The sequence below is a fragment of the Halomonas sp. TA22 genome (genome assembly GCF_013009075.1).
Taxonomy (GTDB): Bacteria; Pseudomonadota; Gammaproteobacteria; order Pseudomonadales; family Halomonadaceae; genus TA22.
Genome location: NZ_CP053108.1, coordinates 2,308,322 through 2,327,610, shown reverse-complemented (window position 1 = coordinate 2,327,610; position 19,289 = coordinate 2,308,322). Strand labels below are relative to the sequence as shown.

At 59.1% G+C, this 19,289-nt stretch carries 18 protein-coding genes; 2 read left to right on the top strand and 16 right to left on the bottom strand.

Going from position 1 to position 19,289, the window contains the following annotated elements; all coding sequences use genetic code 11:
• Positions 1 to 71 precede the first annotated feature (71 nt).
• From HJD22_RS10865 to HJD22_RS10845, 5 genes are all read right to left on the bottom strand, one after another.
• Positions 72 to 1,016 (bottom strand): aldo/keto reductase, encoded by a 945-nt coding sequence (locus tag HJD22_RS10865; RefSeq protein ID WP_208655233.1) that lies wholly within the window; start codon positions 1,014 to 1,016, stop codon positions 72 to 74.
• Positions 1,013 to 2,362: an NTP/NDP exchange transporter gene (locus HJD22_RS10860; protein ID WP_208655234.1), complete on the bottom strand. Its 1,350-nt coding sequence runs from the start codon at positions 2,360 to 2,362 to the stop codon at positions 1,013 to 1,015. The genes HJD22_RS10865 and HJD22_RS10860 overlap by 4 nt, the downstream gene beginning before the upstream one ends.
• Positions 2,363 to 2,748: 386 nt before the next feature.
• Positions 2,749 to 4,656, bottom strand: a complete 1,908-nt coding sequence (dxs, locus tag HJD22_RS10855) for a 1-deoxy-D-xylulose-5-phosphate synthase (RefSeq protein WP_208655235.1) — start codon at positions 4,654 to 4,656, stop codon at positions 2,749 to 2,751.
• A gap of 16 nt (positions 4,657 to 4,672) precedes the next feature.
• Positions 4,673 to 5,563: a (2E,6E)-farnesyl diphosphate synthase gene (gene ispA, locus HJD22_RS10850; RefSeq protein ID WP_208655236.1), complete on the bottom strand. Its 891-nt coding sequence runs from the start codon at positions 5,561 to 5,563 to the stop codon at positions 4,673 to 4,675.
• Positions 5,560 to 5,829 (bottom strand): exodeoxyribonuclease VII small subunit, encoded by a 270-nt coding sequence (locus tag HJD22_RS10845; protein ID WP_208655237.1) that lies wholly within the window; start codon positions 5,827 to 5,829, stop codon positions 5,560 to 5,562. The genes ispA and HJD22_RS10845 overlap by 4 nt, the downstream gene beginning before the upstream one ends.
• 314 nt (positions 5,830 to 6,143) lie before the next feature.
• Between HJD22_RS10845 and serA the strand changes: the two genes are divergently transcribed.
• Both serA and HJD22_RS10835 read left to right on the top strand, forming a co-directional pair.
• Complete coding sequence (gene serA / locus HJD22_RS10840) at positions 6,144 to 7,394, top strand: phosphoglycerate dehydrogenase (protein WP_208655238.1); 1,251 nt, start codon at positions 6,144 to 6,146, stop codon at positions 7,392 to 7,394.
• Between the two features lie 147 nt (positions 7,395 to 7,541).
• On the top strand, positions 7,542 to 8,498 hold the full coding sequence (locus HJD22_RS10835; protein WP_208655239.1) for a rhodanese-related sulfurtransferase: 957 nt from the start codon (positions 7,542 to 7,544) through the stop codon (positions 8,496 to 8,498).
• A 172-nt stretch (positions 8,499 to 8,670) separates the two neighbouring features.
• Here the strand turns inward: HJD22_RS10835 and HJD22_RS10830 are convergent, their stop codons facing one another.
• The 11 genes from HJD22_RS10830 to HJD22_RS10780 all read right to left on the bottom strand — a co-directional run bounded on the left by HJD22_RS10830 (position 8,671) and on the right by HJD22_RS10780 (position 19,150).
• Positions 8,671 to 9,822 (bottom strand): mandelate racemase/muconate lactonizing enzyme family protein, encoded by a 1,152-nt coding sequence (locus HJD22_RS10830; protein ID WP_208655240.1) that lies wholly within the window; start codon positions 9,820 to 9,822, stop codon positions 8,671 to 8,673.
• Positions 9,823 to 9,853: 31 nt separating this feature from the next.
• On the bottom strand, positions 9,854 to 11,038 hold the full coding sequence (locus HJD22_RS10825) for an alpha-hydroxy acid oxidase (RefSeq protein ID WP_208655241.1): 1,185 nt from the start codon (positions 11,036 to 11,038) through the stop codon (positions 9,854 to 9,856).
• A gap of 17 nt (positions 11,039 to 11,055) precedes the next feature.
• Complete coding sequence (locus HJD22_RS10820) at positions 11,056 to 11,964, bottom strand: dihydrodipicolinate synthase family protein (protein ID WP_208655242.1); 909 nt, start codon at positions 11,962 to 11,964, stop codon at positions 11,056 to 11,058.
• 44 nt (positions 11,965 to 12,008) lie between these two features.
• The gene (locus tag HJD22_RS10815) at positions 12,009 to 12,698 is read right to left on the bottom strand and encodes a GntR family transcriptional regulator (protein WP_208655243.1); all 690 of its coding nucleotides are present in this window, start codon (positions 12,696 to 12,698) and stop codon (positions 12,009 to 12,011) included.
• A 44-nt stretch (positions 12,699 to 12,742) separates the two neighbouring features.
• Positions 12,743 to 13,519, bottom strand: a complete 777-nt coding sequence (locus tag HJD22_RS10810; protein WP_208655244.1) for a sulfite exporter TauE/SafE family protein — start codon at positions 13,517 to 13,519, stop codon at positions 12,743 to 12,745.
• On the bottom strand, positions 13,512 to 13,943 hold the full coding sequence (locus tag HJD22_RS10805) for a PaaI family thioesterase (protein WP_208655245.1): 432 nt from the start codon (positions 13,941 to 13,943) through the stop codon (positions 13,512 to 13,514). The genes HJD22_RS10810 and HJD22_RS10805 overlap by 8 nt, the downstream gene beginning before the upstream one ends.
• A gap of 2 nt (positions 13,944 to 13,945) precedes the next feature.
• Positions 13,946 to 15,460 (bottom strand): tripartite tricarboxylate transporter permease, encoded by a 1,515-nt coding sequence (locus HJD22_RS10800; protein ID WP_208655246.1) that lies wholly within the window; start codon positions 15,458 to 15,460, stop codon positions 13,946 to 13,948.
• Between the two features lie 28 nt (positions 15,461 to 15,488).
• Positions 15,489 to 15,929 (bottom strand): tripartite tricarboxylate transporter TctB family protein, encoded by a 441-nt coding sequence (locus tag HJD22_RS10795; RefSeq protein WP_208655247.1) that lies wholly within the window; start codon positions 15,927 to 15,929, stop codon positions 15,489 to 15,491.
• 133 nt (positions 15,930 to 16,062) lie between these two features.
• A complete protein-coding gene (locus HJD22_RS10790) occupies positions 16,063 to 17,052 on the bottom strand; it encodes a tripartite tricarboxylate transporter substrate binding protein (RefSeq protein ID WP_208655248.1) in 990 nt (329 codons plus the stop codon).
• 62 nt (positions 17,053 to 17,114) lie between these two features.
• Positions 17,115 to 17,918, bottom strand: coding sequence for an enoyl-CoA hydratase (locus HJD22_RS10785; protein ID WP_208655249.1), 804 nt, complete (start codon positions 17,916 to 17,918; stop codon positions 17,115 to 17,117).
• A 35-nt stretch (positions 17,919 to 17,953) separates the two neighbouring features.
• Positions 17,954 to 19,150 carry a CaiB/BaiF CoA-transferase family protein gene (locus HJD22_RS10780; RefSeq protein WP_208655250.1) on the bottom strand — a complete coding sequence of 399 codons (1,197 nt, stop codon included), beginning with the start codon at positions 19,148 to 19,150 and terminating at the stop codon, positions 17,954 to 17,956.
• Positions 19,151 to 19,289 lie beyond the last annotated feature (139 nt).

Here is a 19,289-nt window from a genome sequence, read left to right as displayed (position 1 = left end):
CTTTTTTTTGTAATACTCATTATCACCGCCATGGTGATAATGGGATGACCCTACTGTCTCGACAGAGGCAATTACAGGCTCTCTATATGGGCAATCATCCGCCTGCGCATCGCCTCGTCCGGCAAGTCGCCAAGGGCTGCCCCCATGTTGTCGATCATGTGGCGGGTGCGGCTGGTGGCGGGCGTTGCCACGGTAACGGCGGGATGCGCTATGACGAATTTCAGGAAGAACTGGGCCCAGGAGTGAGCATCGAACTGTGCTGCCCATTCCGGCACCTCGTGTCCGCTCACGCGCTCCCATAACCGTGTGCGCCCGAAGGGGGCATAGACCAGCACACCGATACCCCGTTCCTGGGCGAGCGGCAGGATGCGCTCCTCCATGGCTAGGTTGTCGATGGCGTAATCGACGCCGATGAAGTCGAGAGGCTCGTGCTGCATGATCTGCTCGAGCTCGTCGTACTGGCGTGGGAAGGTGGTCGTCACGCCAATGTAGCGCACCCGTCCCGCGTCACGCAGCTCCTTGAGAAGGCCGAGCTGAGTCGGCACATCGCCTAGGTTGTGAACCTGAATCAGATCGAGTGTGGGTTTCTTCAACCGTGCGAAGGAGGCTTCGATCTGCGCCCGAGCCTCGTATGGATCGGCACTCCCGCCATCGCGCCCGGCGACATTGAGCTTGGTGGCCCAGAACAGCGTATCGGTGATACCGAGTTCATCGGCGATCTCACCGGCCGCCTCCTCGGAGGCCCCATAGCCGGGAGCGGTATCGAAGAGCCGGCCGCCGTTGTCGACCATTGCCTGGAACACCTCGCGCAGCGCCGCGACATCCTCGCTTCGCGCCACATCGGCAAAAGTGGCGGAACTGCCAAGCCCCACCACGGGAAGACGTTCGCCAGACGAGGGAATGGCGCGAGTGATCAGGCCAAGCTCACGCTCCTCGGCCCATGACAGCGCGGGATTGATGGCCAGCGCGGCACCTGCGGCCAGGCTGAGTTTCAGGTAATCACGACGAGAGATCATGGCGCACTCCGCTGTCTGCTAGGGTTGATGGCGTCAGTGCCGATTTCGGCACTCTCCGGTGGCGCCAGGGCGATACGCTGCTGCGTGCGGCCGAGCCAGAGGGCGAGGGCTGCCCATGCCAGTGCCAATGGCACGGCAACACTGGCCACGGCGGCAAGTCCCATGCCCAGCCGGCCCAGCATCCCTTCCAGCTGCGCGCCCACCACGTCTCCGCCGCGATAGATGAAGGTATCGATAAAGGCCTTCGACTTGTACTTGTCCTCGCGGCTGGTGACCGTGTAGAGCGTCTCGCGTGCCGGGCGCATCAGCGCACGCTGCACGGCACGAAAGGCTGCTTCGAAGACGATCAGTGCTGCCAGCGATCCGACAATCGCGAGGCCTATGAAGCCAAGTGCCGCCGTGAGCGGCAGCAGCGCCAGCGTGACCGACACCCCGGCCCGCTTCATCACGTGGCCGGCCACCAGGGCCTGCATCACCAATGTCGCGACCTGCGTGATCAGATCGATGCGCGCGAACATCGTGGTTCTCAGGTCCAGATCCTCGCCCAGGGCGGCGACCATCTGCAATCGGGTGAAATAGAGAAAGGTAGCCATGATGGCAAGAATGACCACATAGGCCGCGATGCCGAGCAGGTAGCGCGAGCGGAAGACCGCACGCAGCCCTTCCCAGGCACTGCCGCCGATGAGTTCGCGCTCATCGACGATGGACGTGGCATGGGTGCCGGTGCCCTGCCGCGGATGCAACGGCTGCAGCCGAGCGATGCCCCAGGCGGCTCCCAGTGCCAGCAACAGAAAGCCGATGGATATCAGCAGCAAGGCGGGCGTGCCCAGGGGAGTGGCCAGTCGTGAAGCGAGCCAGGGGCCGAAGATGGCGCCACAGGTTCCTCCCACCGCGATCAGTCCAAAGAAGCGCTTGCCCTGCTCCAGCGAGAAGCGATCCGCCATCAGTGCCCAGAACACCATGGTCACAAACAGGTTGAAGACACTGAACCAGACATAGAACAGCTGGCCGGTAGTGATGCCGATCACCTCCGGCGTAAGTGTCATGGTCAGGTAGAAGGCGAGTAGCGTGAAAGAGAAGAACGCATAGGTGGCGGTGATGAAGCGCATGCGCGGCAGGCGACTGACCAGTAAGCCAAACAAAGGGTTGATCATCAGCGTGACCAGCGCAGTGCCCATGAACAGCCAGCGTACCGCATCGATGCCCCCTCGCAGGCCAAGCGCTTCGCGGGCTGGCCGCAGCACCATCAGGGCAGTCAGTACGCAGAAGAAGAACAGCACCGCGAGCAGCACCGAAGGGAGCTCTTCGCGACGTACATTGAACAAGCGAGGAAGGAGGATCGTCATGCCATGGCACCGCCACCGTAGAAGTGACCTCGTTGACTCGACCCTACACCGCCAGGCTGCGCAGGGGAACTCCTGACAATTTTCGGACAAAAAAAAGCCCCCCGAAGGGGACTAGGGGAGCACGCCAGCTCACTCGGTATATCGCGACCCGATGGGGTGCGACGTTGAAAAGGGGTCAGGCCATGACGAGGAGTACACTGTCCGATTCTCCTCCTGACCTACGTCTATACCCTTACGAAAATCGTGCCGCTTTTTTTTCTTCCTTTAAAAAACAATGTCTTAATTTAAAATCAGGCCAATTCGGCTGGAAAAGAAGCCCTCGATGGCGAGTAACGACGCACCAAATGAAGTCTTCTTTCGCCCTGTTGCGCCATTGCAGCGCAACATTAGGAGATGCCCCTTGATGCGGCGAACCGCTGCTCGATGGCCTTGACGATCCCTTCGGTCGTCAATCCGCACTCCTCGAGCAACTCTTGTGGCTTGCCATGCTCGACAAAAGCATCCGGCAAGCCCAGGTTGAGCACTCGCGCCTGTACGCCTTCGCTTGCCAATAGCTCGTTGACCGCACTTCCGGCACCACCGGCGATCACGTTCTCCTCCAGGGTGACCAGCAGCTCATGCTCGCCCGCCGCGGCAATAATCACCCCTCGATCAAGCGGTTTTATCGAGCGCATGTTGATGTGCGTGGCATCGAGCCGCTTGGCAACCTCGGCTGCTGCCGTGTTGAGGCTGCCGAAAGCGAGCAGCGCCACCCTACTGCCCTTGCGCCGCTCCTCGGCCTTGCCGATCTCAAGCGGCTCGAGATGCTCGGGTATCGTCACGCCCGGTCCGCTGCCGCGCGGATAGCGGACCGCCGCCGGCCCCGGGTGATGGTAGGCCGCCGACAGCATGGCGCGACATTCGGCCTCGTCGGCCGGTGCCAGGATCACCATGCCGGGAATGCAGCGCAGGAAGGAGAGGTCCATGCTGCCGTGATGGGTAGGGCCATCCTCGCCGACCAGGCCGGCACGGTCGATGGCGAAGGTGACATCGAGGTTCTGCACTGCCACATCGTGGATCAGCTGGTCGTAGCCACGCTGCAGGAAGGTGGAGTAGATCGCCACCACCGGCTTCATCGCCTCGCAAGCCATGCCGGCGGCAAGCGTGACAGCATGCTGCTCGGCAATCGCCACATCGTAGTAGCGTTCCGGATACTCGAGCGAGAAGCGGATCAGGTCCGAGCCTTCACGCATCGCCGGGGTGATGCCGATCAGCCGCGGATCGACGGCTGCCATGTCGCACAGCCAGTCGCCGAACACGTTGCAGTACTTGGGTCTCTTCGGCGCGGGACTGCTTGGGACCGGCGGCGGCTCGACGCTCTTCTCCAACTTGGTGATGGCGTGGTAGCCAATGGGATCGGCCTCGGCGGGCTGGAAGCCGCGTCCCTTGCGGGTCCTGACATGCAGGAACTGGGGGCCCTCCAGATCGCGCATGTTGCGCAGCGTATGGGCCAGCTCCGCCAGGTCATGACCGTCGATCGGGCCGATATAGTTGAAGCCCATCTCCTCGAACAGCGTGGCCGGGCTGACCATGCCCTTGACGTGCTCTTCGGTGCGCTTGGCGAGCTCAAGTGCACCGGGCAGATGCGAGAGCACGCGCTTGCTGTTCTCGCGCATCGCGGTGTAGGGCTTGCTGGTGAGGATACGTGCCAGATAGCTGGCGATGCCGCCGACATTCTCGGAGATCGACATCTCGTTGTCGTTGAGCACCACCAGCAGATTGGCATCGACGTGCCCGGCATGCGCCAGCGCCTCGAAGGCCATTCCGGCGGTGAGCGCACCGTCACCGATCACCGCGCAGACACGTCGCTTCTCGCCGCGTGCGCGGGCGGCGAGCGCCATGCCCAGCGCCGCCGAGATCGACGTGCTGGAATGCCCCACACCGAAGGTGTCGTACTCCGATTCGGCGCGGCGCGGGAACGCCGCCAACCCGCCATACTGGCGAATGCGCGGCATCGCCTCGCGTCGACCGGTCAGGATCTTGTGCGGATAGGCCTGGTGCCCCACGTCCCAGACGACACGGTCGTAGGGTGTCTCCAGCGCATGGTGAAGCGCCACGGTAAGCTCCACGACACCGAGCCCGGCGCCAAAATGACCGCCACTGCAACCCACGCTATAGAGCAGGTAGGCGCGCAGTTCATCGGCCACCTGCCGCAGCTGGGACGGGGTCATGGCCCGCAGCGCCACGGGGGTATCCAGCGTGTCGAGCAGCGGCGTGGCCGGACGCTCGGCGGGAATTTCGTCGAACAGCTTCATGGGGATATCGGTCGTCTCAATGGTCGCGCTCGATCATGTATCGAGCCAGGTCGGCCAGCGGCATGCCGCGCTCACCCAGCGGCGCGATCGCCGCCAGCGCGTCGTCGAGCAGCTCGCGGGCCTTGGCGCGGGCGCCCTCCAGGCCAAGCAGGGCCGGATAGGTCGGCTTGTCGCGCGCCGCGTCGGCGCCGGAGGTCTTGCCTAGGGTGGCGGTGTCGCCAGTCACGTCGAGGATGTCATCCTGTATCTGGAAGGCCAGGCCGATCGCCAGGCCGTAGCGCTCCAGCGCTGCCAGGCCCGGATCGCTCTCGTCGACGGCGATCAGCCCGCCCAAGCGCAGCGCGGCGCAAATCAGCGCGCCGGTCTTGTAGTGGTGCATGCGCATCAGCGCGTCGGCATCGGGGTGAACGCCCACGGCGGCGAGGTCGAGTGCCTGACCTCCCACCATGCCCCGCCGGCCCGAGGCCTGGGCGAGAGTACGGACCAGCGCAGCAAGCCGCGGGTGCTCGGTCCCGGCCAGCGCCTCGAAGGCCAGTACCTGCAGGGCATCGCCGGCGAGTATCGCATTGGCTTCACCATGCGCCTTGTGCACGGTGGGTTGGCCCCGGCGCAGGTCGTCGTCATCCATCGCCGGCAGGTCGTCATGGACCAGCGAGTAGGCGTGGATCAGCTCGATGGCCGCGGCCGGGCCGTCCAGCATCGCCTCCGACGCGCCAAGGGCGCGCCCGGCGGCATACACCAGCACCGGACGCAGGCGCTTTCCGCCGCCCAGCACGCTGTAGCGCATGGCCGCCTCAAGCGCCGGCGAGACCGCCTCGTCTGCCGAAAGCAGTGCCTCGAGCCGGGCATCTACACGGGCACGATCGCCGGCCAGCCGCTCGACCAGCGGTTGCGTCTCGGTGATCACCCGCGCATCTCCTCATCAGGCGTATCAAAAGGCGCCTCCTGCAGCGTGCCGTCAGGCTGCTCGATCAAACGCCGCACCTTGAGTTCGGCATCGTCGAGGCGTTGCTGGGCATCACGGGTCAGGCGCACGCCCTGCTCGAAGGCGGAGAGCGACTCTTCAAGGGAGAGCTCGCCGGACTCGAGGCGGGCCACCAGCGACTCCAGATGATCGAGCGTCGCGGCGAAATCCTGCCGCGCCGTGGGCTTGTCAAGGGGCTTGTCTGGCATGACACCTCTTCTCGCTTATCGATGCGGGCAGGCTTCCTTGGCCACCGTGCCCGGACAAATCGAAATAGATAGCAGAGTATACACGCTCCCCCCCGGTGGTCGTCTGCCTCTTGGCGATATCGCGGCGACATGCATGGCATTCACTATCAGCCACGTGCATTTTCATCTTGCCATGCGGCCGAGCCGAGGCCCCGCTGTGCTAGGATAGTGCCCCTGTTGCATGCCATGCCCGACCACCACGGGAGGGCGGGCCGACAGGCTAACCAATATACTGATCGCAAGCGGCACCAGCCGCCGGAAGGGTTGATTCGACCATGGCCAAAACGTCCCTGGACAAGAGCAAGATCAAGATCCTGCTGCTTGAGGGCGTCCACCAGAGCGCGGTGGACAACTTGCTGAACGCGGGTTACACCAATATCGAGCATCTACCGACATCGCTTGACGAAGCCACACTGATCGACAAGATTCGTGATGTTCACTTTCTCGGTATCCGCTCCCGTACTCAGCTGACCCAACGCGTCTTCGACGCCGCCGAAAAGCTGACGGCGGTGGGCTGCTTCTGTATCGGCACCAACCAGGTCGACCTCAATGCTGCCCTCACCCGCGGCATTCCGGTCTTCAATGCCCCCTACTCCAATACTCGTTCGGTGGCGGAGCTGGTGCTGGCCGAGGCGATCATGCTGCTGCGTGGCATCCCCGAGAAGAGCGCCCGCGCCCACCAGGGCGGCTGGCTGAAGTCGGCCAAGAACTCCCACGAGGCGCGTGGCAAGACGCTGGGTATCGTCGGCTACGGCAGCATCGGCGCCCAGCTGTCGGTGCTCGCCGAATCCCTTGGTCTGGACGTGATCTTCTACGATGTGGTCACCAAGCTTGGCATGGGCAATGCCCGCCAGGTGGCGAGCCTCGAGGAGCTGTTGGCACGTGCCGACGTGGTCAGCCTGCATGTACCAGAGCTGCCCTCCACGCGCTGGATGATCGGTGCCGAACAGATCGCGCTGATGAAGCAGGGCGGCATTCTGATCAACGCCTCCCGCGGCAGCGTGGTGGTGATCGAAGCACTGGCCGAGGCGCTCAAGAGCGGCAAGCTGCTGGGTGCGGCGATCGACGTCTTCCCGGTCGAGCCCAAGGGCAACGACGAGGAGTTCGAGAGCCCGCTGCGCGGCCTCGAGAACGTCATCCTGACGCCTCATGTGGGTGGCTCGACACTGGAAGCCCAGGAGAACATCGGCATCGAGGTCTCCGAGAAGCTGATCACCTACTCCGACAACGGCACCACGGTCACCTCGGTCAACTTTCCCGAAGTGGCGCTGCCCGCGCACCCGGACAAGCACCGTCTGCTGCACATCCACGAGAACGTGCCAGGCGTGCTATCCGAGATCAACCGCGTGCTATCCGAGAACGGCATCAACATCTCCGGCCAGTACCTGCAGACCAACGAGAAGGTCGGCTACGTGGTGATCGATGTCGATAAGGCCTACGGCCCCCAGGCGTTGGACACGCTCAAGCAAGTCGAGCACACCCTGCGCCTGCGCACGCTCTACTCCGAGACCAACTTCCAGGATTGAAACCTCGCCTCGATTCGTTTGACCGATAGGCCCCGCCAATGCGCGGGGCCTTGTCGTCAAGGGCTGCAGCATAGCCGCCCGTGACGTAGAATATGCCGCTTCACATACCCGGTCCGTCCTTTGCGAGGACGACTACCTGGAGCGAGCATGGGCACTATCGATACACCGCGCATCGTCGTCGCGGCACTCTACAAGTTCGTCACCCTCGAGGATTACCAGGCCCTGCGCGAGCCGCTGCTCGACGTGATGCAGGCCAACGGCGTCAAGGGCACCCTGCTGCTGGCCAACGAGGGCATCAATGGCACCGTGGCCGGCACCCGAGAGGGCATCGATGCCCTGCTCGCCTGGCTCAAAGCCGATCCGCGACTGGTCGACATCGATCACAAGGAGTCGCTGTGCGATGAGCCCCCCTTCTACCGCACCAAGGTCAAGCTGAAGAAGGAGATCGTGACCATCGGCGTCGATGGCATCGATCCCAACCAACGAGTCGGCACCTATGTCGAACCCAGCCAGTGGAACGACATCATCTCCGATCCGGAGGTGCTGGTGATCGACACGCGTAACGATTATGAGGTGGCCATTGGCTCCTTCGAGGGCGCCATCGACCCCAAAACCAAATCGTTTCGCGAATTTCCCAAGTACGTTCGCGAGCACTACGATCCGGCAAAGCACAAGAAAGTGGCGATGTTCTGCACCGGCGGCATTCGCTGCGAGAAAGCCTCGAGCTTCATGCTCGGCGAGGGGTTCGAGGAGGTCTATCACCTCAAGGGTGGGGTGCTGAAGTATCTCGAGGAGGTGCCCGAGGAACAGTCGCTGTGGCGCGGCGAGTGCTTCGTGTTCGACAACCGGGTCACGGTGCGGCATGACCTGAGCGAAGGTGACTTCGAGCAGTGTCACGCCTGCCGCATGCCGGTCTCGGCCGAGGAGATGCAGTCCGGCCGCTACCAGCCCGGAGTGAGCTGCCCGCACTGCTGGGACTCGCTGCCCGAGAAGACTCGCGCCGCCGCGCGTGAGCGCCAGAAGCAGATCGAACTGGCTCGCCAGCGCGGCGAGCCGCACCCCATCGGCCGTGATCCGCGTGTGATGAAGGAGAGAGCCGAGTAACTTGTTGGGCCCATAGCACTATTAATTTTAATTTGGACATCACACTCACGAACAAACGCAGGTGGCCGAAGCGAAGTGCATGTTACCAAGCGTCAATCTATTACAGCTTGATCATGTAGCAGATCGTCTAGCGGCCAATCATAAAAGATATTATCGTGCACAGAGTGGCCATTCACCCGCGCAGGCGATAACCATGAGCATCGTGATTTGCTGCTGTTGCTAGCTGGGTGGCATCGAGACGCGCCGCCTCAAGCGCGTCAAAGTCAGGCGTGAAGCCGAGTCCCGGGGCGCCCGACAGCTGCATGTGACCGTTCTCGGGATCGGGCGTACCATGAAAGAAGTGCTTGCCGACCTGCCAGATGCCGTAGTGAAACTCCACCGCACCGCCGTTCATCAGGCCGCATAGCAGATGCATGTTGAAGATCGGCCAGCCGCCGCCGTTGGTCATCGGCATGTTGAAGGCCTGGGCCATGTGCGCGACCTTGATCGATTCGGTGAAGCCGCCGTTGTAGATCACGTTGGGCTGGATGATGTCCACCGCCCGCTCGGCAATGAACTCGCGGTAGCGCCAGCGGTTTCCCTCCATCTGGCCGACCGCCAACGGCATGCTGATCTGGGCTCGCAAATCGGCCAGCGCACGCACGTCGTTCTGCTGGATCGGCTCCTCGAACCACAGCAGCCGGCAGTCGGCCACCGCCTGGGCCAGCTGGCGCGCCTCGAACGGATCGAACCAGCAGTTGGCGTCGATGATCAGGTCGGCGTCGGCACCGATCGCCTCGCGCACGCAGCGCACTCGCTCCACGTCATCCTTCCAGGTGCGTGATGGATCACCCCCCACTACCATCTTGAGCATCCGATGGCCATCGGCAAGGAAGCGCTTGGCGTGCTCGGCGAGCTGATCGGTATCGAAGAACGGATAGCCGAAAGTGGCATAGGTCGGCGCCCAGTCGCGATAGCCTCCGATCAGCTCGTGAATCGAGCGCTGCTCCCACTTGCCCCAGACATCCCACAGTGCGATGTCGATGGCCGATAGCGCGTTGGAGATCACCCCGGTATAGCCGCGAATATTGAGTTTGCGCCAGACGTGGGCATGGATGCGCTCGCGAGATAGCGCTGGCATGCCGAGCAGTGCCGGCTTGAGGTGGTGCTCGATGCAGGCCACTACCGCGGCCGGCAGCATGGCGCCGGTCAGTCCGAACCCGGTAGTGCCGGCATCGGTCTCGACCTCGACGAACACAAACACACGCCGCTCCACCGAGACCCCGACGCCGGGCACATCAACGTTCAAGGCATGGATCGAGGCGCGAATGTCGGTAATACGCATGGCAAGGCTTCCTGATCGGTTATGGTCGAGGTCAGGCGCCCGTGGCCAGGCGGCTGGTCTCGTAGAGATGCTCGCGGCTCAGGCCGCTGATCTCAGTGACGCCGAGCAGAGCCATGTCGCGGCGCATCTCATCGGCCAGCAGGGTCACCGCATGGCGTACCCCGTCCTCGCCAGCGCAGGCCGCGGCGTAGTTGAAGGGCCGCCCGAGGAACACGAAGCTGGCACCCAGCGCCAGCGCCTTGATCACATCGCTGCCGCGACGGAAACCGCTGTCGATCATGATCGGAATATCCGGCACGTCGGCCACCACCTGTGGCAGCACCTGCAGCGGCGAGATGGTGCCATCCAGTTGGCGCCCGCCGTGGTTGGAAAGAATAATGCCGTCGACCCCAGCGTCACGCGCACGCACCGCATCCTCAGGATGCAATATGCCTTTGACTATTAGGTGGCCCGGCCAGAGCCGGCGCACCAGGTCGAGGTACTCCCAGTCGAAGTGGCTGCGGCCGGAAAAGTCGCGGGCCACGTGTCGCGAGATGATCGGTGCGCCACGCTGGGCGTAGTTATTCTCGAAGTGCGGGATGCCGTGGCGCAGCAACGTGCGGCAGAAGGTATCTAGCAGCCAGCGCGGCCGCAGCAGACCATCCACAGCCAGCCGCGCAGTGGGCTTGAGCGGAGATGAGAAGCCGCTGCGGATATTGTGCTCGGGGTTGGGGGGAACGGGATAATCCAGGGTCACTACCAGATTGTGGAAACCGGCGCGCTTGACGCGTTTGATCAGTGCCTCGATTGCATCCGGCGTACCCGGCAAGTAAGCCTGAAACCAGTCGGTGCCGCCGGTGGCGGCGACTTCTTCCATGGGGATCAGTGAAGAACCGCTGAGAATCATGGGGATGTCGGCGGCAGCCGCCGCCTGGGCCAGCACCAGATCACCACGATAGGCCGAAATGGCGCTGATACCCATCGGTGCTATGCCGAACGGTGCCTGGTGGGTCTCGCCGAACAGCGTGGTCTCGAGCGAAATCGATGCCACGTTGACAAAGGTGCGCGGCACGAAGCGGTAGTCGTCGAAGGCGCTACGATTGGCCTGATAGGTTTTGCGATCCTCGGCGGCGTTGTATACATAGCCAAAGATCGGTCGGGGTAGTTTCTTTCTGGCCGCCACCTCGAAGTCGTGAAGATTAAGGATGCCTGCCAGCTTGCGGTTGCGATGCGTCATCGAAGGGTTCCCTGAACTCACATGGAGAAGCCGTGCTCGTTGAGCGCGGTGGCAAGCTGGCGGCGCTGCGTCTTATTCAATGCCACCAACGGCGGACGCACCCGACACCAGTCATCACTGTCGCGGAAGTCGGCAATCGCCGACTTGAGCGCGGGAATCATCGGAAAACCTTCGAAAATCTCGCGTGTAACATTCAGCGCCAGCTGCGCCTGGTCGGCATCGCGCTCCTGCCACCGCTGGGCCAGCGCCACGATGGCACGTCCGTTGACGTTAGCCGTGGCGCTGATGCAACCCGCGCCCCCTTCACGCATGGTCTGTAGTAGAAAGCGCTCATTGCCGGCATAAACCTGAAAGCCATCAGCGGCGAATTGGCGAATCATGGCACGGGTATTGCCCCAGTCCCCCGAGCTGTCCTTGATGCCGACGAAGGTCTCGGGATAGGCCTTGCGCAGCCGCTCGATCAGGCCAAGGCTGATCGGTACCTGGGCTACCGGTGGTATGTGATAGAGATAGATCTTGAGCGCCGCATCGCCGACCCGCTCGACCACCTCGGCAAAGTAACGATAGAGGCCCTCGTCCGGTACGTTCTTGTAGTAGAACGGTGGCAGCATCAGCACTCCGTGACAGCCCGCCTCAAGGGCATGCCGGCTGAGCATCACGGCATCCTCGATGGCGCAGCTGCCGGTGCCCGGCATCAGGCGGCTACCCGGTACACCCGCCCCGACCAGCGCGTCGAGCAGCTGCTGCTTGTGGGATACCGCCAGAGAGTTGGCTTCAGAGTTGGTACCGAAGACGGCCAGGCCCACATCATTGTTGACCAGCCATCGGCAGTGTTCGATGTAGCGCGGAAGATCAGGTGACAGGTCGTGCTGAAACGGGGTCACTACCGGTGACCACACCTTTCCTTTGGCGCTGCTGGAATTCATCATATTCTCCTAATTCATTATCATTGTAAGAGTCGCCACTGGGATCAACCCCCAACGTCGTGCTGGCGCTCCAACCATCGCGCCAGCCCTTTACTGGTATGCTCAAGCCCCGCCTGATAAGCCCGGGCCTTATCATTGGCGACGATGGCGGAAACAATTTCGGTATGTTCCTCATGGGATTTGCTCATCACCACCGCCCCCTGAAGTAAATACTTCCGCGCCAACAAAGAGTCTTTCACTAGGTCACGATATATCGCACTGGCTCGCTGATGATTGGCCACTTTGAGGATAAATTCATGGAAGTCCAAGTTGAGATGGAAATAGGTGTCCGCATCATCGCATGCCGCAGACTTTCCCATTTCAACTAGCTTAACTTGTAGTTCACGTTTTTCTTCATCGTCCGCATTTTCTGCTGCTTTACCGCATAAAAAAGCAGTAATAAGAGCTCTTACCTCGCTATTTTCGACATATTCTTCACGAGTGACTTTTTTCACGAACACGCCACGATTGGGCAGGCTATTCACCAGCCCAGCACGTTCCAGACCACGCCGTGCTTCGCGGATTATTCCCCGACTAACATTGAATTTTTCTGCCAGACGCATTTCATTAAGTCGCTCTCCAGGCTTTAAATAACCTGATAAAATTAACTTTTCAAGCTCTTCCGCGACTATCGTCGTCAATGACGAAGCCTTACGCTCTGTAATAATGTTGGCCGATTCAAGCACAGGATCCATGACGCCCTCACTCACAAATAACAGTGGTGTCAATATCGATAAATTTATATCAACACTAACTTCTCGAAAGCTACCCAAAGAAGACGGACGGACAATAGCGTCAGCAATATTTTCATTATGAAATCGAAGCTATTGTTAGTGACTTTGCTTAGAACTTTCAACCCTGCCCAAGTGCCCAGAAAGCCTACAACTATCATAGCAATCATCAAAGGTAGCCAGTCAAAAAAAATGAATCCGGCAATACCAAAAATGAATGCCTTGGATAAGTGTTGCAACGTCATGACCGCCGAGAATGTCGCTACGCGAACCAGCCTCTCGGGGCTAATATGCTTGAGATACGCAGCTACTACCGATCCGGCAGCACCCACAAAACTGGATAAGAAAGTCGTTAGCGCCCCCATCAACAAGCTTCCCCCCATCCCTACCGCTCGCGATGGAAGCGAAGGTCCCCAACACATAAAAATCATAAAGCTGGCAATGATTAGCTCCAACATTCCTGAGGGCAAGCGAATCAGTAGCCAGGAAGCCATCAAAGCCCCGAACAGAATACCAGGTACGATAGCCGCAAGACGTCGATAGTCAACGTCACGCCAGGTAAATATGAAACGACTTCCATTGGCGCCTAGCTGAACCATGCCATGCACCGGAATCACTGCCGCTGGCGGCATGATCTGCGCCATCGACATGATCAGCAGGGCGCTTCCGCCGATACCGAAGGCGCTGGTCATCCATGCCGTCGCCAGGCTCAGCAGGATCAACAGCGCATTGGCGCCTCCAGAAAGCGGTGAGAGACCATCCAATAGCGCGAACAGGCTAGCCATAGGCTGGCATCTTCCAGGTGGAAGTGGCCATGCCAACCAACTTACCTGTTTCATCAAAAGCGCGCGATTCAAGGAAGGAGACGTTGCGACCCTTCTTGATGAAACAGCCCTCGAGTCGCACCGCCCCCACTGTAGCCGGCCGCATATACTGGATCTTCATTTCTATGGTACTGCCCCCCGCCCCCATCGCATGATGAATGAGATGCCCCATGGAGACGTCCATCGCCAGTGCCAGAACCCCACCGTGCAAACTACCCTGAGGGTTGTAGAGGTGAGGCTCGACAGGTAACACCACATTACATACCTCATTGGTGTAGGTGATTGAGAGCTGCATGAACTTGGCCAGGAAGAACTTCTCGAAGGCCGGCTCCTGGGTGGTAAGCGCCTCCTCGAATACGAGTCTTACCTTTTCTTCATCGATCATGCTTAGGCTCCTTGGACATTGGCTTTCTTGCGATAGGTGTTGAGCAGAATGCCGGAGAGAATTACCGCGACAAAGAACCCCATGATGTAGATTGACGACGGCCGCAGGAAGAAAATATCGAACGAGCCTCGGCTGATGATCAGGGTCTGACGCAGCGACTCCTCCGCCATCGGCCCGAGCACCAGCGCCAATACCACCGCAGCCGGCGAAAAGCCGAATCGTTTCATGAGGAAGCCGATCACCCCGGCAACCAGCATAATGAATACCTCGATCATGCTGGCATTGACGCTGAAGGTACCCATTACACAGACAACCAACACTAGTGGGGCCAGAATGCGATAGGGCGCCTTGATGATATAGACGAACAGTGGGATGGCGAAGATGCTTATCACCAGCAGCGCCATATTGCCTAGATACATACTGCTGATAAGTCCCCAAGCAAACTGGGGATTCTCTGCCATCAGCAGCGGCCCGGGGCGCAGCCCCCACATGATGAATGCCGCCAGCAACACAGCGGTAGAGGCCGATCCGGGGATCCCCAAGGTTAACAGTGGTACCATTGCCCCAGAGGACGCCGCGTTGTTGGCCGACTCGGGTGCCGTCAAGCCTCGCATCTCTCCCTGACCAAACTTCTTTGGCGTACTGGAGAGCGATTTCTCCAATGAATAGGCCATTAGCGAGGCGATGGTCGCTCCAGCACCAGGAATCAGACCGATACAGAAGCCGAGCACCGAATTTCTCGGCATGGTGAACTTGCTCTCGCGGAAATCCTTCTTGGTCGGCCAGAAACGCTCTTCGTTCTGGTACTCGACGATTCCGCCGGTGCCACTTTTGTGAGCCCCACTATAAAAGGCGTGGAAGAGCTCTCCTATCCCGAACAAGCCGATGGCCACGGGAATGAAATGGATACCGCCAATCAGTTCAGTGGAGCCAAACGTGAAGCGCTGATGCCCCGTCTCCAGATCGACACCCACCGTGCCCAGCGCGAAACCGATCAGCGCCGACACAAGCCCCAGGATCCAGTTTCCCGACATCAGTGCTACCAGGGTTAGGATACCCATCAGGCACAGCAGGAAGAATTCCGGCGGACCGAAACTGCGCGTGACCATAGCAAACATTGGCGCTAGCAGAGTGATCAGGATCACGCCGATGGTCCCACCGGTGAAGGAAGCACAGGCCTGCATCACCAGCGCCGGCCCAGCACGTCCTTGCTTGGCTAGCGGAAACCCGTCAAATGTCGATGCTACAGTGGTCGAATCGCCGGGGGTATTGAGAAGGATCGCCGTAATTGTGCCGCCGTACATGGCGCCATAGTAAATGGCCGCCAGCATCATGACCGCACCGATGGGGTCCATGCTGAAGGTGACGGGCAATAGAATGGCAATACCCGCCGAGGGCCCGAAGCCCGGAATGGCACCAATCATCATGCCAATCATTGCACCGAGTAGCAGGTAGAGCAGATTTACGGGAGTGATGGCTATCGATAAGCCCATCAACAAATTGTCAAAGATTTCCATTGCGATACCCTTGTCTATTGGTTGTGGGCTACCACCACAGGCCGCGCGGCAGTGATGCGTTCAATAGGGCGCCAAACAGGAAATGGATTACAACCGGCACTGCCACCGTGATAGCGGCATTTGTTTTATGCTTCCCGCGATTGAAGTAGTAAAGCGTGGCACCAATATAGGCGGGTATTGCGATGACATAGCCAAGCACCATCAGCAGCGCACCAAAGGTCAGCGATAAACCGATTAACACAGCCGCATCTTGGTATTGGTTATCCTGAGCTCCGGAAAATAGCGCCTTATTCTTGATATCGCTCAAGATCACCAACAGCATGGCAACAACCATGCTTATCCCCAGAATTCTCGGGAAGAAGCCCGGCCCCATCCGCCCGCGATTTGTCAGGAAGGTCAGGTCGGAAAATGCCATATAGGTGTAGCAAACAGCTACTACCAGAATAAAAAGATAGAAGAAGAGTCTCATGGGTACGTCTCACTGAGGCTGCTGCGAGATAGACGACACCATCCCAATGTCGCCTTGTTCAGCGTCTTCATGATCCCGGCCATGTTGGCACATGGCCGAGACATGCATCTAATAAAACTTACCAAGTACTGAATTAAATTGCGCCAGTTTCAGTGAGAATGGTCTCGAAGTTATTGATGGCGTTTTCCAGAAATTCAGTAAAGTCGTCCCCGAACTGAACATTCTCTGTAAGGAAGTTAGCCTCTACATATTCCGCCCATTCGGGGGTTTCCACCACCTTGGCAATCGTGTCGATCCACCAGTCGCGGGCTTCTTCCGGCACCCCCGGTGGCATAATCAGGCCGCGCGGCATGGCCACTGCGGCATCGCCATAGCCGAGCTCTTTGAAGGAAGGCACGCCCTCCAGCGCATCGGGAACCGTTTCGCCACTAAAGGCCAGCGCCCGGAAATCGCCAGACTCGATCAGGCCGATCACCGAACCAGGAGTCGCCACCATGGCATCGAGCGATTTCGAGAGCAGCGCCGTGGTGAGCTCGCCCTGCTGATTGAAAGGCACATAGTCGTAGTCGTAGCCAGCTTCCTGTGAGAGCAGCTGGGCGACGATGAAATCACTGTTGACCGAGCCGATACCGCCCACCACCGGTGGGTTTTCACGCGCCCACTCGAGATAATCATCGAAGTCCTGAATATCGCTTTCACCGTTGACAATCAATACTGCATCATCCGCTGCCATCAGCGCGATATGGGTAAACGACATGGTGTCCCAAGGGGTGTCGGCCTGCAGGGGGGTGGCAATGAAGCTACCACTGGTAGTGGAAAGATGGTAGGGGTTGCCTTTCTGATTAAAAACGTAACCCCAGCCCACCGCACCACTCCCCCCCGGGCGGTTGGTGGCAACGATATTCTCGGGGTAAAGATCGTACTTTTCGAGGATATCGATCAGCGTGCGCGACAGCACGTCATTGCCTCCTCCTGGGCCAAAAGCAATGGTGACATTCAGCTGCTCTTCAGGCTCCCAACTATCAGCGATGGCCTGGCTGCTGGTCAGAGCTAGGCCACCGGCAGCGAGTACAATGGCAGTGGCGAGCGTGGTACCTGTCTTCTTCAGCTTGGCGTTGTGCATGACGTACTCCCGATTATTATTGGATCTATGGGTAATAATGAGTTTGTACTTCTTAGTAACGCTTACTTGCCTTTAAAGTTGGGTTTACGTTTCTCCTTGAATGCGGCCTGGCCCTCCCGATAGTCTTCACTCTCGAAACATGCCACTACCATGCGACTGACCTCTTCCACTGACGGAGCATTGTCCTCCTGCAGCACACAACGAATACCGGTCTTGACCGCATGCATGGTCAGCGGGGCGTAGCCGGCCATGGTGGTGATACGCTCACCGACAATCTTGTCGAAATGCTCCTCGCTGAACACTTCGTTAACCAAACCGATCCTGCCTGCCTCAATACCGCTAAAGGTGCGGGCGGTCAGGAACAGTTCTGCCGTGCGCGAGGCACCAACAATATCCACAAAGCGCTTGATACCTTCGTAGGCATATCCCACGCCGAGCTTGCCCGCCGGCATACAGAACTTGGCCGTCTCGGTGCTGTAGCGCAGGTCACAGGAGAGCGACAGGCCCATGCCGCCGCCCATGCAGATACCCTTGATGGCGGCAATCGTCGGCTTGCGGCTGCTGCGTAGCGCAGACTGAGCGGCGTTGACGCTGTCGGCATAGTGCTGTGCCTGCGCCTTGTCGCTGCGCTTATCCTTGAATTCGCTGATGTCGGCGCCCGATATGAAGGCTTTCTTACCGGCCCCCTGCAGCACGATGACGCGTACGTCATCATTGCTCTGGGCATCCGTAACCGCCTTGGCGAGGTTTTTCCACATGTCCAATGACATGGCGTTAAAACGCTTTTCATTACAGATAATGATGCGCAGCACGCCACCATCCAGAGAAGTATCGATGTAGCCAGGCAGTTTTTCTTGGGCACTCATGGTTGTGCTTCCTCGTGATATATCAGGCTGGTTAGTTAGACAGCGCCAATCTCATACAGATGGTTGATCTCTTCTTGTGAATAAGACAGCTCACTGAGAATTTCATCGGTATGCTCTCCCCACTTGGGTGCCACCTTGGCCACGTTGGCGGTAGTGCGCGAGAGATGGACCGGCTGAGTAATGAAGTATTTCTTGCCGATATCGCTATCGTCGACTTCTTGATAAACGCCGAGGTGCTGGATCTGCGGATCCTCGAACATTTCCGGCACCGTATAGACCGGGCCAGACGGCACACCGAAGGTATTCAGGCGCTCAACCCAGTAGCTGACGCTTTGGGTGGAAAATATTTCCTGAATCAGTGTATTGAGTTCCTGACGATGCTCGCGACGATCCTTGACCGTCTTGAAGCGAGGATCGTCGTTCCACTCCTGTTTTTCTAGCGCATTGCAAAACTGCACCCACTGACCGTCGCCTGAGACCCCGATGTTGAAATCGCCATCGTTGCCGTGGAACAGCCCCATAGGGCAACTTGTGGGATGATCGTTACCTGCCTGTACCGGCACATCACCATCATTGAGATAACGTGCCGCCTGGAAATCTAGCATAGCAATCTGGGCATGCAGCAATGAGGTATGCACCCACTGGCCTTCTCCTGACTGCTCACGCTCCAGAAGGGCGGTCATAATACCCAGTGCGGTATATAATCCAGCGCTAGAGTCAGCCACAGCGATTCCCGCCCGCACCGGCCCCTGTCCTGGTAAGCCAGTCACCGACATCATCCCACCCATACCCTGAACAATTTGGTCAAAGCCTGGCCGCTTCACGTATGGGCCCGTTTGTCCGAAGCCGGAAATACTCGCTAAAATAATCCGTGGATTAATTTTTTTTAATGATTCGTAATCAACTCCCAAGCGTTCTTTAACATCGGGACGCCAGTTCTCTACTATCACATCGGCCTCTTCGACCAGCTTATATAGAACTTCCTTAGCTTCTGGCTTCTTGAGATTAAGAGTCAACGAACGCTTATTTCGATTGAGATTCTGGAAGTCACCGCCAAGACGTACATCGGCAAACATATTGGCATTGGGGTCAACACCCATAGGCGGTTCAATACGGATTACATCTGCGCCAAAGTCAGCAAGCATTCTGACACAAGTAGGGCCTGCTCTCACACGTGAAAGATCAAGTACCCGGAACCGCTTGAGCGCGCTCGACGCTTCGATTTTTGACATGACAACCTCTTGTAAATTGTTAACAGTTTACGAAAAACTATCATCGCTTCCCAAGGAGGTCAATGAGTAACAAAACTTAAGTTCTTATACATTGGTCGCATGAAAAGCCATGAATTCGATAAATCGACTTCATGGCTTT